Below are 15,819 nucleotides of genomic sequence, written 5' to 3' on the forward strand. Positions count from 1 at the left end.
TGTCAGCCTGATCGCGCCACCAACGGTTTTCAAATTGCGCGGCAAGAGCCGCATCGTTTTCAGGTCGCCTGCGCGGCGTGCCGCCGCTTGTCTCCGCTGGGATCTGGCGCAGCGGGCGGTTTGACTGAAAAAAGGCGCGATCTGCAAGGGACAGACCGCGCCCAGAGGCCAGCAAAAATCGAAACACACGCCAGCCTAAAACCCTTGGCCTTACTTCGGCAGCAAGACCTTGTTGACCACCTGGATCACACCGTTTGACTGCTCAACATCCGAGATGGTGACTTTGCCAGCTTTGCCGGATTCGTCGAAAATATAGAGGCTGCCGCCCTTCATCTTGGCGGACAGGTTATCGCCCGACAGGGTGACCATGTTGAAATAGCCGTCTTTCGAGGCTTTGGCTTTGCGGGCCATATCGGCGGTGGTGAACTTGCCTGCCACGACATGCGCGGTGAGGATCTTCGTCAACATGTCCTTGTTTTCCGGCTTCAGAAGCGTGTCAACGGTGCCAGCGGGCAGGGCGGCAAAGGCGTCATTGACCGGGGCGAAGACGGTGAACGGGCCAGCCCCTTGCAGGGCGTCGACCAGACCTGCGGCTTTCACAGCGGCGACCAGCGTGGTGTGGTCTTTCGAGTTCACCGCGTTCTCGATGATGTTCTTGTTTTCAAACATCGCGGCACCGCCGACCATCGGGTTTTCCGCAAGTGCGGGGCCAGTGATCAGTGCGAAGGCAAGGACGAGAGCAGAGGTTTTCATAACAGCTTCCCTTTCAATCGGCCGGTTGAGTCCGTGCCGTATGAAAAGGAAACGGGGCGGCGGGTCTGGAAGTTTCAGCCGCCCCGTTTGTTCACGCTTTCGTGATCAGTATTGCCCCGATCTTACTGGCCAAGCTTCTTGATGCGGCCCTCGACCACGGGTTTCACGGTGCCGAGCTTTTCGACATAGCGCATCACATCGGTGGCGACGAGATTGCCCGCCCCGGTGTCGGTGATCAGACGGCCACCGCCAAGGCTGCTGTAGCCATCGCCACCGCCAAGGATGAAGTCGTTGACCGCGACCTTGTAGAGCGCATCAGGGTTCAGCGCCGCGCCGCCCACCATCACCTCGGACACACGCGATCCGGGTTCGGCAGAGGCGTCGTAGCTGAAGGTCACGCCAGAGACCTGCGCGAACCGCCCTGCGCCTTTTTCGACCTGCGACACGGCATTTTCCAGCGTGCCAAGCAGTTGGCTGCCGGGAATTTCGGTCAGCACGGTGACGTTGCCAAAGGGCAGTTCGGTCAGGATGTCGCGGCGGGTCAGTTTGCTGCCTGCGTCATAGGTGCGATCAGCCCGGATGCCGCCGCCGTTCATGATTGCCACATCCGCCCCGGTGGCATCGCGCATCGCATCGGCGATCAGGTTGCCCATCGCGGCTTCCTCGGCGCGCACCACGTTGCGGCGTGAATCGAGCGGGGTTTCGGTGCTGCCGATTTCGACATTCAGGGTTTCATCAAGGCCAGCGGCAAGCTTGTCGACCAAGGCCTGGGTTTCAGGATCGGGCTGCACGGTGGCGGTGTCGATGAAACGGAAGGCCGGGGTCCAAGAGATGGTGCGCTTGCCGTCAGCCTCACCGATTTCGACGTTGAGGTCGATGGGCGACAGGAACTGGCCATCGAGCGAGGTTTCCACATAGGCGGTGATGCCATCGTAGGCAGTGGCGTAGGAATGATCATCTCCCGACAGGATCACATCGAAAGCGTGCGATCTTAACAGTTTGCGGTCGTTGTCCATATCGGTCTGCACCACGGCGACCACGATATCCGCGCCTTCGTCACGGGCGGCTTTCGCGGCTTCAATAGCGGTCTCAACCGTGGGCAGGAAGACCAGATCCTCGGTCGAGGCGACGGATGGCGTGGTGTCTTGCGCCACCGGGATCAGCGCGACCTTCAGACCTGCGACTTCCTTGACCATCACGCCGCCGACGCCTTCCAAGGCAGAGCCATCGGCATTGGTGATGTTGATCGCGGCCCATGGGTATTTCGAGGCTTTGACCTTTTCGAGAAAGTTCGCCGGGCCAAAGTCGAATTCGTGGTTGCCGGGAACGGCCAGATCGAAGGGCACGATATTGGTCAGATCAATGGTGTTTTGGCCTTTGTCAAAGCCCGACAGCAGCGATGGCGACAGCATATCGCCGTCAAACAGATAGAGCGTGTTGGGGTTGGCGGCGCGCTCGGCCCGGGCCACGGCGTTCAGGCGGGCAAAGCCGCCGCGGCCATCTTCCTCGGTGAAGTTATAGACATCGCCGACACCCAAGAGGGTGAGTTTCACGGTTTCGGCGCTTGCGCTGAGCGGCATCAAGGCGGTGGCGGACAACAGGGCGGCACGGATGCTTTGCGACAAAGGCATGGCGATCTCCACTTCGGGGTTGATGCGGGTACACTGCAACCTGAGCCTGAGTCTGTCAAAGCCCGGATTGCCGAGCAATTGCGCTTGGCGGTGACGCGCTGATGACAGATGCTTGACCGAAAGCTTGGCACAGGGCATGAGGCGGTCATGCTGATATACAAGATATTCCTGCGCGTCGAATGGGACGCTTTCCGGGCGGCGGGTCAGACGGCGGGGGCACCTGTCGATCTGGCGGACGGCTTTGTGCATTTCTCAGCGGCCCCGCAACTGGCGGAAACGGCGGCGAAGTATTTTGCCGATCTGTCCGATCTGGTGTTGGTGGCTTGCGATGCCGATCGGCTGGGGGCGGCGCTGAAATGGGAGGCCTCGCGCGGCGGGGCGCTGTTTCCGCATCTCTATCGGCATCTGGTTCTGGCGGATGTGGTGTGGGACAAATCGCTGCCCTTGGGCGCGGCGGGGCATATCTTCCCGGAGGGCGTGTTTTGAGCGTGATTGAGGCGTTGGGGCTGGCGGTTCTGCATCGGTTTGACCCCGAGCGCGCGCATGGGTTGTCGTTGAAGGCGTTGGCGGCGGGGCTGGTGCCGTTGCCGGGGGTGATCTCGTCGGATCGGCTGCGGACAACAGTGGCGGGGTTGGATTTGCCCAATCCGGTGGGGTTGGCGGCGGGGTTTGACAAGAACGCGACGGTTGTTGGGCCTTTGTCACGCGCGGGGTTCGGTTTTGTCGAGGTCGGGGCTGCGACGCCGCGCCCGCAACCGGGCAATCCGCAGCCACGTTTGTTTCGGCTGACCGAGGATCGGGCGGCGATCAACCGGTTTGGCTTTAACAATGAGGGGGCCGAGGCGATTGGGGCGCGGCTTTCGGCTCGGGTGCGGGGGGCGGTGCCGGTCGGGCTGAACCTTGGGGCGAACAAGGATTCAGGTGATAAGGCGTTGGATTTTGCGCGGGTTCTGGCGGTGTGTGGGCCGCATGTGGACTTTGCGACGGTGAATGTGAGTTCGCCGAACACCGAAAAGCTGCGGGATCTGCAGGGGCGGGCGGCGTTGTCGGCTTTGCTCGCCGGGGTGATGCAGACACGGGCAGAGTTGGCGCAGCCGATCCCGGTATTCCTGAAGATCGCGCCGGATTTGACGGATGATGAGTTGGCCGAGATTGCCGAGGTTGCGCTGGCATCGGGGGTGGCGGGGATCATCGCGACGAATACAACTTTGTCGCGAGAAGGTTTGGTAAGTTCAAGCAAAGGTGAAATCGGCGGGCTTTCTGGGGCGCCATTGTTTGAAAAGTCTACACGGGTGGTGGCGCAGCTTTCGGTTTTGACCGATGGCAAGCTGCCGCTGATCGGGGTCGGCGGCATTGCCAGCGCTGAGGAGGCGTTTGTGAAGATCCTTGTCGGGGCCTCGGCGGTGCAGTTCTACACGGCGATGGTGTATCAGGGGATTTCGCTCGCGGCAAAGATCGCGCGGGGCTTGGATGCGCTGTTGGAGCGCGAGGGTTATGCGAACGTGGCCGAGGCGGTGGGCAAGGGGCGCGCGCAATGGCTGTAAGCTTTCGCGATGCCACCCGCGCGGATGTTGCGGCATTGGTCGCGATGCTGGCGGATGATCCGTTGGGGCAGGCGCGGGAAAGTGGTGATATTGCACCCTATCTGGCGGCGTTTGATGAGATCGCGGCCAATCCGATGCATCAGGTGATTGTGGGCGAGGTTGGCGGGCGGATTGTGGCGACCTGCCAGTTGACCATTCTCGCGGGCCTGTCGCGGCAAGGGGCCAAGCGGGCCTTGGTGGAAGCGGTGCGGGTGGTGGCTGATTTGCGCGGGCAAAAGATTGGCGAGGCTTTGATGGCGGAATGCGAGATGCGTGCGCGTGCGGCGGGGGCATCGGTGATCCAACTGACCACCGACAAGACCCGACTGCGGGCGCATGGGTTTTATGATCGCTTGGGCTACACGCCCAGCCATATCGGCTACAAAAAGAGCCTCTAAGTCCATCCTCTGCGCTCAAATATCCTCGGGGGGCTGGGGTTTGGCGGGCCAAACCCTATGGGGGGCCGACAGCCCCCTTTTCCCCGGCATCCAACAGCGCTACACCCTGTGCAACACAGGGGAGATCAGCGATGGAAGACGGCATCAACAGCTTTATGACCGGGCCGGACGAGCAGGGCCGTTTCGGCAAGTTCGGCGGGCGGTTTGTGTCGGAAACTCTGATGCCGCTGATCCTTGATCTGGAAGAACGCTACGAATTTGCCAAGACCGACCCGACGTTCTGGGCGGAGATGGATGATCTGTGGAAGCATTATGTTGGGCGGCCCTCGCCGCTGTATTATGCGCCACGGCTGACCGAACATCTGGGCGGTGCGAAGGTCTACATGAAGCGCGACGAGCTGAACCACACCGGCGCGCATAAGATCAACAATGTGCTGGGGCAGATTATTCTGGCGCGGCGGATGGGGAAAACCCGGATTATTGCCGAGACCGGCGCTGGCCAGCATGGCGTGGCGACCGCGACGGTTTGCGCGAAGTTCGGGCTGCAATGCGTGGTCTATATGGGCGCGCATGATGTGGAACGCCAAGCGCCGAACGTGTTTCGGATGCGGCTGTTGGGGGCGGAGGTTATTCCGGTCACCAGCGGTCGCGGTACGCTGAAGGATGCGATGAACGATGCGTTGCGCGATTGGGTGACCAACGTGCGCGACACCTTCTATTGTATCGGCACGGTGGCGGGGCCGCATCCCTATCCAGCGATGGTGCGCGATTTCCAAAGCATCATCGGCAAGGAAGTGCGCTGGCAGTTGGCGGAGCAAGAAGGCGAGGGCCGTCTGCCTGATACCGTGGTGGCGGCGATTGGCGGTGGCTCGAACGCGATGGGGCTGTTCTTTCCGTTCCTCGACGATCCGAGCGTCAATATCATTGGCGTGGAAGCCGGCGGCAAGGGTGTGGATGATCGGATGCAGCATTGCGCCAGCTTGACCGGCGGTCGCCCCGGCGTGTTGCATGGCAACCGGACCTATCTGTTGCAGGACAATGACGGGCAGATTTTGGAAGGCTTCTCGATCAGCGCGGGTCTGGATTATCCGGGCATCGGGCCAGAGCATTCTTGGCTGCACGACATGGGCCGGGCGCAATATGTCAGCATCACCGATGCCGAGGCGTTGGAGGCGTTTCAGCTGTGCTGCAAGCTGGAGGGGATTATTCCGGCGCTGGAGCCTTCGCATGCCCTTGCGCATGTGATGAAGATCGCGCCGACGCTGCCACCCGAGCATATCATCGTGATGAATATGTGTGGGCGTGGCGACAAGGATATTTTCACCGTCGCCAAGCACCTTGGCTTTGACATGAAGATCTGAGTCGGGGCAGATCGCAGAGATAAGCCGCGCCGCCGCAAGGTCGCGCGGCTTTTTGCTGGGTTGTTTGGCGCGCGATGATCAGACTTTGGCCGTAGAGCTTCGGACCAAGGTCTTAAACTTGCGGCTATTTGGCCTAAACTGGGGGCTTAGCGCCGCAAACTCTGGGCCGAGGTGGTGGGGTATAAACTCTGCTCCCATAGCTTGGTGGGGCCGGGCCTGTCATCGCTGATCTCGTCGCCGCATTTGGCGCGCATTCATATGACAGCACAAAGGAAACCCGATGAAACTGACAGCAAAACCCCTGATGATCACCGCCTTGTTTGGCCTTTGGGCCAGCACGGCGCAGGCTGCGATCACCGTGCAGGACGTGGTGCGCACCTATCAGGACGCGGCCTATACCCATATCGAGGTCAAGGAAGGCCCGACTCAGATCAAGGTTGAGGCGGTTAAGGATGGCGTGAAGCTGGAGGTCGTCTATGACAAAGCCAGCGGTGCCGAAGTGAAGCGCGAGACCGAGACGGTGGGCACGACCGTCGGGGGCAGCGGCGTTGAGATTTCGACGGATGATGACGATTTCACCGACGACAATGACGATCATGACGGCATGGATGATGATTCGTCGGACGACGATGGATCGGATGACAGCGATTCCGATCACAGCGGCTCGGATGATGGCGATGATCATGACTCGGGCGATGATCACGGCGGCAGCGACCATGATGATAGCGACCATGATGATAGCGGTCATGATGGCAGCGGCCATGACAGCGACCGCGGCGACAGCTCTGACGATTAAGCTGCCATGAGGCCAAGCGCTTCGGCTTTGGCGTCCGCTTTGACGTCAGCCTTGTCGGGGTGCTTGGCATCGGTGATACTGTATCACAGACGGGGCAGTTTGGCCCCCAAAGGACGATGGATGGACCGCAGATCGTTTCTACGCCTGTGCGCTGGCGGTCTTGCTGGCGCGAGTTCTGTCTTGGCGGCGGGCGCTGCATTGGCCGACGGTTATGAAACTGCCGTGGTGGCGCAACTGCGCAAACAGGGCTACCGGAAGATCAATGTCGAGCGCACGCTGCTGGGGCGGGTGCGGATTGTCGCTGCACGCGGGGGGAGGTCGCGCGAGATCATCCTGAACCCGCGCACCGGCGAGATTTTGCGCGATGTCTTGCTGGCGGCGAATGGTCAGGTGGTGCCGCAGATTGCGGGTGGTGATAATTCGGGCAAAGGCAGTTCGGGGGATGATGGGTCGGACGACAATGACGACTCGGATGATGATGACTCAGATGATGACAACTCGGGCCATGATGACTCGGGCGATGACGGATCGGATGACCATGGCGGCTCGGATCATGGCGATTCTGATAACAGCGGTTCGGGCAGCGGTGGCGACGACGACTGAGGCGTGCGGCTTGATACAGGGGCCGTGCAGAATGATTTATCGTGAGAAATTTGGAGCGTAAGTGAGACATCCGGCTTTCGTCTTTGCGATCTTTCTGTTGCAGGCGGCTTGCGCGATTTTTTTCGTGTCGGATATTCTGTCGTCTTTCATCGGCATCACCACCACGCCGCTGCCGTGGGAGCTGCGCGAGATCCTGGAGATATGGGCGGCGATTGGGTTGATCATCGGCGGGGTGCTGGGGGCGATTCTGGTGCGGCGGGCGATTGTTGACCGTCGCACCGCTGAGACGCGGCTGCGGCGGGCCTCGGGTGCGTTCATGGGGCTGCTGGAAGAGCGCTTTGCCGAATGGGGGCTGACGCCGGCGGAAAAGGATGTGGCGCTGTTCGCGATCAAGGGCATGACAACGGGTGAGATCGCGGGGCTGCGCAACACATCAGAGGGCACAGTTAAGGCGCAGACCAATGCGATTTATCGCAAGGCGGGGGTCAGCGGGCGCTCGCAGCTGTTGTCTTTGTTCATCGAAGATCTGATGCGCGATGAGGATGGCACGTTGCGGTTGCCGGTGTCTCAGTCTGCCGCGTAGTCCAGCAGGATTTGCAGTGACACCACATCCAGCGTGCGCTGATGCGTCGATTTCAGCCGGATTCTGGGGGCGACGCCTTCCTCATGCGCTTGCAGGAAGCGGCCCGCGCACAGGCACCAGTGATCGCCGTGTTTCAGGCCCGCGAAGCCGTATTCGGGGCGCGGGGTAGAAAGGTCGTTGCCCAAGTATTTGGAATAGGCCAGAAATTCGGCAGTCATTAGGGCGCAGACGGTGTGCAGGCCCTGATCCATCGGTCCGGTGTTGCAGCAACCATCGCGGAAAAACCCGGTGACGGGGGCGGTCGAGCAGCTTTCCAGCTCGGTGCCAAGCACGTTGAGGGAGGGGGCGCGCATCGGGTCTCCTTTTGGGCTAACCTAGCGCTTGGGCGTGGGCTGTCCAGCGCTTTGCGGCCAGTGCATCCCGGCGACAGGCGGCAGCATGGTGCCGGACACCAGTGCCGTCAGCATCCGGTTGATCGGCCAAAGCGTGGCCATCGGGGCCAGCAGGTGATCGCGCAACAGGGGCAGAGTGGTGCTGCCGGATTGATACATCGGCGTGAAGGCGGCGGACATGGCTTGATAGGCGCGGACATGCCATCGACGCATCTGGGCGTAGCGGGGCAGGGCCTCGGGCAGCGGGAGTTTTAGCGCTTCGCGCAAGGCGAAGGCGTCGAGCAGCGCCATGTTGGCGCCTTGGCCAAGTTGCGGGCTGGCGCGGTGGGCGGAATCACCGATGTAGGCGAGGGCTTCGGTATAGGGGCGGCGCAGGGTGCCGTGGCTGTAGCGGGCGGGGGTGAGGTCGGCAGGGCTGTGCAGTGTGGTCAGGAACGAGGCCATTTGCGGCCAGAGTTGGGTGACTTCGGCTTTCCATTGGCTCAGATCTTGGTTTGGCCAATCGTCTAGCGCCGCGCGGGGCAGTGACCAGAACACGGCGGCGTGGGGTGTGGGGTTGCCCGGAAGTTGGCCGATTGGCAGCACGCCTGCCATGTGGCGGGCGGCTTGGTAGCGCTGGCTGAGGTGATCGCGCGGCAGATCGGTATCGTCCGGCCACGGCACGGTGCCCCAGACCGCGCCATAGCCCAGCGGGCGGGCCTGCATCGGGGAGAGTTTCGAGCCTGCACCCGAGGCGTCGATCACCAGATCGAACGGGCCGAGCGGGTCGGCATTGTCTCGGATGATCAAGCGCTTGTTGTGGGTGAGGGGCGCGTCAATGCAGGCCGACCCGGTTTCCAAGGTGATGCCTGCGGCGGTGGCGGCGCTCCACAGTAGCGAAAACAGGCTGGCGCGGTGGATCGCAAGGCCGGGGGCGTCGGGTTTGTAGGCAACGTCCAGCACTTTGCGTCGTCCGGCATGGCCGAGCATTTGGGTGATATTTGCGCCCAAGGTGCGGGCATCGGCACCGATTTCGTCCAGCACGGCCAGACCTACGGGTTGCAGCACAAGGCCGGACCCCAAGGCGCGCGGGGTGGCAAAACGCTCGATCAGCGTGACGTGATGGCCGGATTGCGCGCAGAGGGCGGCGGCGGCGAGACCGCCGATGCCTGCGCCGACGATGCCGATGGTTAGCGGGCGGGATTGGCTGCTCATGCGGCTATTTGTGCGGGTAATTGCTGCGACGGCAAGGCCTTATCGGGTGCGATATTCCCCACTGTGCAGAGCGGCTTGCTGGGGCTAATGTAACGAAAACGTGTGAGGGATCGCGGATGGACGGGTTGCTGGTTCTGCTGGCCTTGGTGGCGCTTGCCATTCCGGTGCTGATTATCGTGCTGCTGATCGGGCAAAGTGGGTTGCGCAGCCGGGTGGGCGTGCTGGAACGGCAGTTGGCCGAGCAGGGCAAGCGCTTGCAGGCGATGGTGGGCGCGGTGGATGTGGCGCAAGCGCCGGTGCCGGACGGGTTTGCCGCAGGGATCGCAGAGACTGCGGCGGTTGATCCGGTTCTGAATGAAGCGGAGCCCGTTGAGTTTGACGCCGAGGCGGCGGTTGTGGATGCCGAAGCGGATGCGCCTGCGGGTGTTGAATCCGTCAGACCGATGACGCCGTGGGAGCGGGCGGCGGCGGCGCGCGGTGTGGCCGCGACACCTGTAGCACCAGCGCCTCTGGCGGCGCGGATGCCTGCGGGGCCAAGCGTGGTTGCACGGCTGGCGGATTGGCTGAAGGAAAATTGGGTTTATGCGATCTCGGCGGCCTCGCTGGCGTTGGCCGGGGTATTTTTCGTGCAATATGGCATTGAAAACGGGCTGTTGCCGCCGGGGCTGCGGGTGCTGGCGGGGATCACCTTTGGGCTGTGCCTGATCGGCGCGGGGGAATGGCTGCGGCGGCGTTCGGGCGATGGCGAGGATGTCTCGACCGCCTATCTGCCGTCGGTTTTCGCGGGGGCGGGGCTGGTGTCGGTATTCGCCGCCGTGCTGTCGGCGCGGCTGATGTATGGGCTGATCGGGCCGCAGATGGCGTTTGCCGGGCTGGTGGCGACGGCGGTGCTGGCGCTGGTGTTGGGCTGGTTCTATGGGCCGTTGCTGATCGCGGTGGGCCTGTTGGGCGCGTTTGCGGCGCCGTTTGTGGTGGCGGGCGGCGCAGAGGCGGCACCTTGGCTGTATGGCTATTTTGCGCTGATCGCGGCTTTGGGGCTGGGGGTGGACACCTTGCGGCGCTGGGCTTGGCTTTCCGTGCTGGCGCTGGTGTTGGGCTATGCGGGCGGCTGGATGTCGATGGTGGCGGGCGCGGGGGTGCCGGGCTGGGTGACGCTGTTGCTGGGGCTGGCATTGCTGGCGGTGGCTATTCCAGAGCGTGGGCTGGTGCCTCGGCAAGACGGGCCATCGATGCTGATGGCAGGGATGTTGGGCAAAGTCAGGCCGCCGTTCCCGGTGATGCTGGCGGCGGGGGCGGCTTTGGCCTCGACACTGGGGCTGGTGCTGTTGGCGGGCGCGACCGGGGCCGAGGCGATGCTGGCACTGGGCGGGCTTGCGCTGTTGGCGCTGGCCTATGTTTTGTGGGCTGAGAAAGCCGAGGGGCTGGCCGATCTGGGTTTTGTGCCAGCGGTGGGGTTCTGGCTGATGCTGGTGCAGATCGCATCGGCGCAGATGCCGATGTTCTGGGAATTTCTGGGGGCGGCGGATCGGGCAGCCGAGGTGGCCGCGCCGATGACGATCACGCTGTTGGTCGGGATGGCGGCGCTGATGTCGGCGGCGTTTGCTTGGAGATCGCGTCAGGAAGGCGTGCTCGCGCTGCTGCACGGGGCGGCGGCGGCGCTGGTGGCCCCGGTGGCGGTAGCGATTTTGGCGCTGTTGTGGATACCCGAGCGGGTGATCGGGGCCTATCCGTGGGCGCTGCATGTGATGGCGGTGGCAGTGGGTATGGTTGGGCTGGCGGTGCTGTTCGCGCGCGGGCCGGATCGCCGCCGCCCGGCCTATGCCACGCTGTCGGCGCTGTCGCTGATCGCTTTGGCGCTGTTTCTGGTCACCACGCATACCGCGCTGACCTTGGCTTTGGCGGCTCTGGCGCTGGTCGCGGCGGGGTTGGATCGGCGGTTCAAACTGCCGGAAATGGGCTGGTTCATTCAGGTTGCTGTGGCGGTTCTGGGCTATCGCTTGTTGGCCGATCCGGGGCTCGATTGGGCATTTGAGGCACCTTTGGGGCAAGTGGTGCTGGCGTTTGTCGGCGTGATTGTGGCGCTGCTGGCGGCATTGCGGATCTTGCCCGAGGGGCGGATCTTGCCGAAGGGTGTCTTGGAATCGGCGGCGGCGGGGTTGGGGGCGATCCTCGCCAACGTGTTGATCACGCGCTGGGTTTTGCCGGAAGGCGCGTTTGGTAATTATGACACCTATTGGTCAATGAGCCTGAATGCGCTGCCGTGGCTGGTGCTGATGTTGATGCAGATTTACCGCGCGCGGTTGGGCGGGGTGCTGCTGCGGTTGCGCCAAGCGATTGCGTTGGTGGCGGGGCTGCTGGCCGCGGGGGCTTTGGCGCTGGCGGTGGGGCCGTTCAATCCGCTGTTCAGCTATTCCGCCGAATCCACCGGTGCATTGGTGCTGGGGCCGTTGCTGTTGGATACCTTGCTGTTGGCTTACGGCGTGCCGGGGCTGATGCTGCTTGTGGCGGTGTGGAAGCTGCCGGGACTGGGACGGCTGCGTTTGCCGTTCCTTGTGGTGGGGCTGGCGCTGCTGGCGTTGTATCTCGGGCTGGAAATCCGGCGGTTCTGGCAGGGCGATTGGCTGGGCGCTTACGGTGTCGTGCAGGGCGAGCTTTACAGCTATACCCTCGCGCTGATGCTGCTGGGGGCAGGGCTTTTGTATCAAGCGATTGCGCGGCGCTCTGGCACGTTGCGGCGGGTGGCGATGGCGGTGATTGGCCTGACGATTGCCAAGGTGTTCCTGCTGGATGCAGCAGGGCTGACTGGCCTGACACGGGTGGTCAGCTTCTTGGGGCTTGGTCTGTGCTTGGCGGGATTGGCGTGGCTGAACCGCTGGGCGGGCGAGGTTTCAACGCAAAAGCGGGACGCCTGAGGTGGTCTTGGCGGCATCCACCAGCCCATAGCGCAGGCCGCGGCCAATGCGATGGGCAAGGGAGGACCACGCTTTGGCGGTTTCGGGCGGCAGTTCGCGGGTGAGGGTTTGGTCGAACAAGGCCAGCCACGGATCAAACATGCCGGGGCGGACATTGCCTGCGGCCTTGTGCACCGCCATCGGATTGCCGTCATACCCGCCCTCCAACAGAATGGCATTGCGCCAGAACCGGACGATTTTCGTTTCATGCACGGGCCAGTCGGTGATGTGAGACGCGAAAATCGGGCCGAGGGTTGGATGCGTGCGGACGGCTGCATAAAACGCGGCGACAACGGTTTCGATCTGGTCGGGGGAGATCGGGAAACGGGCGAGGGGGGACATATCGTGCTCCTATCCGCCATAGGTGCGGGTTTTTGCGGCGCGCTGCAATGCTGCGCACCGACGCAGGGCTTTGACCTTTCCTGCAGCCTTTCCTATAAGGCGCGGATGGACCGCATATTCGCACGCATAATTCGAATTATCGGCCCGGCGCTCTGAGCTTTCAGACGCCGGGAGACTGGTGCGTTGCACCCCCGCCGATACCCTCCTTCCTATGGCCTGCGACCAAGGCCCCCCTTCCAAGGACTGCCGCGATGTGCGCTGAAGTGACTGACTATTCCACCACCGTTTTCCTGCCCGAAACCGAATTTCCGATGCGGGCGGGTCTGCCTGCGCGTGAGCCTGACTGGCTGGCGCGGTGGGAGAAAATCGGCGTCTATGACCGCCTGCGCGAGAAGGCCGTGGCGGATGCGCGCACGCCGTTCACCCTGCATGACGGCCCGCCCTATGCCAACGGCCACCTGCACATCGGCCATGCGCTGAACAAGATCCTGAAGGACATGGTGGTGCGCAGCCAGCAGATGATGGGCAAGGATGCCCGCTATGTGCCGGGTTGGGATTGCCACGGCTTGCCGATCGAATGGAAGATCGAAGAGCAATACCGCGCCAAGGGGTTGAACAAGGACGACGTCGATATCGTCGATTTCCGTCAGGAATGCCGCCGCTTTGCCGAGGGCTGGATCGACGTGCAACGGTCCGAGTTCAAGCGGCTAGGCGTGACGGGGAAGTGGGAAAAGCCATATCTCACGATGGATTACCACGCCGAAGCGGTGATCGCGGATGAGTTCATGAAATTCGTGAGCAACGGGTCGCTGTATCAAGGCTCCAAGCCGGTGATGTGGTCGCCGGTGGAGAAAACCGCTTTGGCCGAGGCGGAGATCGAGTATCACGATCATACGAGCCATACGATCTGGGTGCGGTTTAAGCCGCTGGATGGCGCGTTGGATGGTGCTTCGGTCGTGATCTGGACGACCACGCCATGGACCATCCCGCAAAACCGCGCGGTGGCGTTCAATCCGACGATTGCTTACGGGGCTTACCGCGTGGATGCTTTGGGCGAAAACTCCACGGCGCAGGTCGGTGAGGTTCTGGTGCTCGCCGATGCTTTGGCCGAAGGAGTTATGAAATCCGCACGGGTTGAGGGCTTTGCCCGCCTGCGCGATGTGCCTGCGGATCAGTTGCAAGGCGTGCACTTAGCCCACCCCTATCGCGGCATCGAAGGTGGCGCGGGCGAATGGGACTTCGATGTTCCGCTGCTCCCTGGTGATCACGTTACCGATGACGCGGGCACCGGGTTTGTGCATACTGCGCCTTCCCACGGCGATGACGACTATCAGATGGGTCTGAAATTCGGCCTGCCGATGACCTATAACGTCGAGGCGGATGGCTCTTACCGCCAAGACCTGCCGCTGTTTGGCGGGCAGTTCATCATCAATGCCGAGGGCAAAGAGGGCGCGGCGAACGTCAGCAATATCAAGGCTCTGCACGCGCAGGGCGCGCTGCTGGCCAAGGGTAAGGTCAAGCATTCCTACCCGCATTCTTGGAGATCAAAAGCTCCGGTGATCTACCGCAACACGCCGCAGTGGTTTGTTGCCATCGACAAGCCGCTGGACGATGGCATGTCGACCTACGGCGAGACGATCCGCAAGCGGGCGCTGAACTCGATCAACCAGTTGGTGACCTGGACGCCGATTGCGGGCCGTAATCGGCTGCATTCGATGATCGAAGCACGGCCGGATTGGGTGCTGTCGCGTCAGCGGGCTTGGGGTGTACCGCTGACCTGCTTTACCAAAGTCGGCGCGAAACCGACCGATGCGGATTTCCTTTTGCGCAACCAAGACGTGAATGCGCGGATCAAGGAAGCGTTCGAGGCTGAGGGCGCGGATGTTTGGTATGTGCAAGGATTCAAGGAAAAGATGCTGGATGGCATCGTCGATCCGTCGCAATACAACCAAGTCTTCGACGTGCTGGACGTGTGGTTTGATAGTGGCTCGACCCATGCTTTCGTGCTGCGCGACCGCGAGGATGGCAGCAGCGACGGCATTGCCGATCTTTACTTGGAAGGCACCGACCAGCACCGCGGCTGGTTCCACAGCTCGATGTTGCAAGCCTGCGGCACCAAGGGCCGCGCGCCCTATCGCGGCGTGCTGACGCATGGCTTCACGCTGGACGAGAAGGGCATGAAAATGTCCAAATCGGTCGGCAATACCGTCGCCCCGCAAGCGGTGATCGACGAATACGGTGCGGATATCCTGCGGCTTTGGGTGGCGCAGTCGGATTACACGGTCGATCTGCGCATCGGGAAGGAAATCCTGAAAGGTGTCGCCGACAGCTATCGCCGCCTGCGCAATACCATGCGGTTTTTGCTGGGGAATTTGGCGGGCTTTACCGACGCCGAGAAGGTCGCCCATGCCGATATGCCCGAGTTGGAGCAATGGGTCTTGCACCGTCTGGCGGAACTGGACGCCGAAGTGCGGGCCGGTTATGCGCGCTACGACTTCCAAGGCGTGTTCCAAAAGCTGTTCACCTTTGCCACCACCGATCTGTCGGCGATCTACTTCGATATCCGCAAGGATTGCCTGTATTGCGACCCGGCTGACAGCCTGCGCCGCCGCGCCGCGCGCACGGTTTTGGACATCGTGTTCCACCGCCTGACAACTTGGCTGGCCCCGGTTCTGGTGTTCACCATGGAAGAGGTTTGGCTGTGCCGCTTCCCCGGTGAGCAATCGTCGGTGCATCTGGTCGATATGCCGGAAACGCCCGGCGAATGGCTGAATCCGACTTTGGCCGCAAAGTGGGAGGGCATCCGCACGGTGCGCCGCGTGGTCACCGGCGCGCTGGAAGTGCAGCGCACTGCCAAGGTGATCGGGGCGAGCCTAGAGGCGGCACCGGTGGTGCATGTGGCGGATACCGCGATCTTGGCTGCGTTGAAATCGCTGGACTTTGCCGAGCTCTGCATCACCTCGGACTTGCAACTGACCGCTGATCCAGAACCGGCTGAAGCATTCCGTTTGCCGGATACGCCGGGCATCGGTGTGGTGTTTGAACGGGCGGAGGGTGAGAAATGCCAGCGGTGCTGGCGGATTTTGCCGGATGTCGGCAGCCATAAACATCCGGGCACTTGCAAGCGGTGTAACGACGCTTTGGGCTAAGCAAACCGCTGCGGCGGGGTCTTTTGTGATGAAAACTTGATACAAAAAAACGGGCAGAGGCCGCGCCTCTGCCCGTTAAAGTC

The 15,819-nt window shown here is 62.3% G+C and carries 14 protein-coding genes; 9 read left to right on the top strand and 5 right to left on the bottom strand.

Annotated elements, in window-relative coordinates:
• Nucleotides 1–210: 210 nt before the first annotated feature.
• Complete coding sequence (locus U1A24_RS17455; protein WP_322323262.1) at nucleotides 211–753, bottom strand: fasciclin domain-containing protein; 543 nt, start codon at nucleotides 751–753, stop codon at nucleotides 211–213.
• A gap of 122 nt (nucleotides 754–875) precedes the next feature.
• Nucleotides 876–2,423 carry a bifunctional UDP-sugar hydrolase/5'-nucleotidase gene (locus U1A24_RS17460; RefSeq protein ID WP_322323263.1) on the bottom strand — a complete coding sequence of 516 codons (1,548 nt, stop codon included), beginning with the start codon at nucleotides 2,421–2,423 and terminating at the stop codon, nucleotides 876–878.
• 108 nt (nucleotides 2,424–2,531) lie between these two features.
• Between U1A24_RS17460 and U1A24_RS17465 the strand changes: the two genes are divergently transcribed.
• From U1A24_RS17465 to U1A24_RS17495, 7 genes are all read left to right on the top strand, one after another.
• Nucleotides 2,532–2,870 carry a DUF952 domain-containing protein gene (locus U1A24_RS17465; RefSeq protein ID WP_304924618.1) on the top strand — a complete coding sequence of 113 codons (339 nt, stop codon included), beginning with the start codon at nucleotides 2,532–2,534 and terminating at the stop codon, nucleotides 2,868–2,870.
• Nucleotides 2,867–3,928: a quinone-dependent dihydroorotate dehydrogenase gene (locus U1A24_RS17470; RefSeq protein ID WP_322323264.1), complete on the top strand. Its 1,062-nt coding sequence runs from the start codon at nucleotides 2,867–2,869 to the stop codon at nucleotides 3,926–3,928. Before U1A24_RS17465 ends, U1A24_RS17470 begins: the two co-directional genes overlap by 4 nt.
• Nucleotides 3,919–4,365, top strand: coding sequence for a GNAT family N-acetyltransferase (locus U1A24_RS17475; protein ID WP_322323265.1), 447 nt, complete (start codon nucleotides 3,919–3,921; stop codon nucleotides 4,363–4,365). The genes U1A24_RS17470 and U1A24_RS17475 overlap by 10 nt, the downstream gene beginning before the upstream one ends.
• Before the next feature lie 131 nt (nucleotides 4,366–4,496).
• Nucleotides 4,497–5,726: a tryptophan synthase subunit beta gene (trpB, locus tag U1A24_RS17480; protein ID WP_322323266.1), complete on the top strand. Its 1,230-nt coding sequence runs from the start codon at nucleotides 4,497–4,499 to the stop codon at nucleotides 5,724–5,726.
• A 280-nt stretch (nucleotides 5,727–6,006) separates the two neighbouring features.
• Nucleotides 6,007–6,522 (top strand): PepSY domain-containing protein, encoded by a 516-nt coding sequence (locus U1A24_RS17485; RefSeq protein ID WP_322323267.1) that lies wholly within the window; start codon nucleotides 6,007–6,009, stop codon nucleotides 6,520–6,522.
• Between the two features lie 120 nt (nucleotides 6,523–6,642).
• Nucleotides 6,643–7,125: a hypothetical protein gene (locus tag U1A24_RS17490; RefSeq protein ID WP_322323268.1), complete on the top strand. Its 483-nt coding sequence runs from the start codon at nucleotides 6,643–6,645 to the stop codon at nucleotides 7,123–7,125.
• 61 nt (nucleotides 7,126–7,186) lie between these two features.
• Nucleotides 7,187–7,708, top strand: coding sequence for a helix-turn-helix transcriptional regulator (locus tag U1A24_RS17495; protein ID WP_322323269.1), 522 nt, complete (start codon nucleotides 7,187–7,189; stop codon nucleotides 7,706–7,708).
• Here U1A24_RS17495 and U1A24_RS17500 read toward each other — a convergent pair.
• Both U1A24_RS17500 and U1A24_RS17505 read right to left on the bottom strand, forming a co-directional pair.
• Nucleotides 7,693–8,061, bottom strand: a complete 369-nt coding sequence (locus U1A24_RS17500) for a DUF2237 domain-containing protein (protein WP_322323270.1) — start codon at nucleotides 8,059–8,061, stop codon at nucleotides 7,693–7,695. The two genes, U1A24_RS17495 and U1A24_RS17500, sit on opposite strands and share 16 nt — an antisense overlap.
• A 21-nt stretch (nucleotides 8,062–8,082) precedes the next feature.
• On the bottom strand, nucleotides 8,083–9,294 hold the full coding sequence (locus U1A24_RS17505) for an NAD(P)/FAD-dependent oxidoreductase (protein ID WP_322323271.1): 1,212 nt from the start codon (nucleotides 9,292–9,294) through the stop codon (nucleotides 8,083–8,085).
• Between the two features lie 116 nt (nucleotides 9,295–9,410).
• Here U1A24_RS17505 and U1A24_RS17510 point away from each other — a divergent pair, with 116 nt between their 5' ends.
• Entirely contained in the window at nucleotides 9,411–12,206 is a 2,796-nt protein-coding gene (locus tag U1A24_RS17510; protein WP_322323272.1) for a DUF2339 domain-containing protein, read from the top strand.
• On the opposite strand, the gene U1A24_RS17515 is transcribed toward U1A24_RS17510, so the two are convergent.
• Nucleotides 12,183–12,587 carry a group III truncated hemoglobin gene (locus tag U1A24_RS17515; protein WP_322323273.1) on the bottom strand — a complete coding sequence of 135 codons (405 nt, stop codon included), beginning with the start codon at nucleotides 12,585–12,587 and terminating at the stop codon, nucleotides 12,183–12,185. The two genes, U1A24_RS17510 and U1A24_RS17515, sit on opposite strands and share 24 nt — an antisense overlap.
• 251 nt (nucleotides 12,588–12,838) lie before the next feature.
• Between U1A24_RS17515 and ileS the strand changes: the two genes are divergently transcribed.
• Complete coding sequence (gene ileS / locus U1A24_RS17520; protein ID WP_322323274.1) at nucleotides 12,839–15,736, top strand: isoleucine--tRNA ligase; 2,898 nt, start codon at nucleotides 12,839–12,841, stop codon at nucleotides 15,734–15,736.
• Nucleotides 15,737–15,819: the final 83 nt, after the last annotated feature.

Origin of the sequence: Cypionkella sp., from assembly GCF_034376685.1 — a bacterium.
Taxonomy (GTDB): Bacteria; Pseudomonadota; Alphaproteobacteria; order Rhodobacterales; family Rhodobacteraceae; genus Cypionkella.

Coding starts and splice junctions, on each gene's coding strand:
- U1A24_RS17490 (WP_322323268.1), top strand. CDS start 6,643: ATGGACCGCAGATCGTTTCTACGCCTGTGCGCTGGCGGTCTTGCTGGC.
- U1A24_RS17485 (WP_322323267.1), top strand. CDS start 6,007: ATGAAACTGACAGCAAAACCCCTGATGATCACCGCCTTGTTTGGCCTT.
- U1A24_RS17475 (WP_322323265.1), top strand. CDS start 3,919: ATGGCTGTAAGCTTTCGCGATGCCACCCGCGCGGATGTTGCGGCATTG.
- trpB (WP_322323266.1), top strand. CDS start 4,497: ATGGAAGACGGCATCAACAGCTTTATGACCGGGCCGGACGAGCAGGGC.
- U1A24_RS17515 (WP_322323273.1), bottom strand. CDS start 12,587: ATGTCCCCCCTCGCCCGTTTCCCGATCTCCCCCGACCAGATCGAAACC.
- U1A24_RS17510 (WP_322323272.1), top strand. CDS start 9,411: ATGGACGGGTTGCTGGTTCTGCTGGCCTTGGTGGCGCTTGCCATTCCG.
- ileS (WP_322323274.1), top strand. CDS start 12,839: ATGTGCGCTGAAGTGACTGACTATTCCACCACCGTTTTCCTGCCCGAA.
- U1A24_RS17455 (WP_322323262.1), bottom strand. CDS start 753: ATGAAAACCTCTGCTCTCGTCCTTGCCTTCGCACTGATCACTGGCCCC.
- U1A24_RS17500 (WP_322323270.1), bottom strand. CDS start 8,061: ATGCGCGCCCCCTCCCTCAACGTGCTTGGCACCGAGCTGGAAAGCTGC.
- U1A24_RS17505 (WP_322323271.1), bottom strand. CDS start 9,294: ATGAGCAGCCAATCCCGCCCGCTAACCATCGGCATCGTCGGCGCAGGC.
- U1A24_RS17465 (WP_304924618.1), top strand. CDS start 2,532: ATGCTGATATACAAGATATTCCTGCGCGTCGAATGGGACGCTTTCCGG.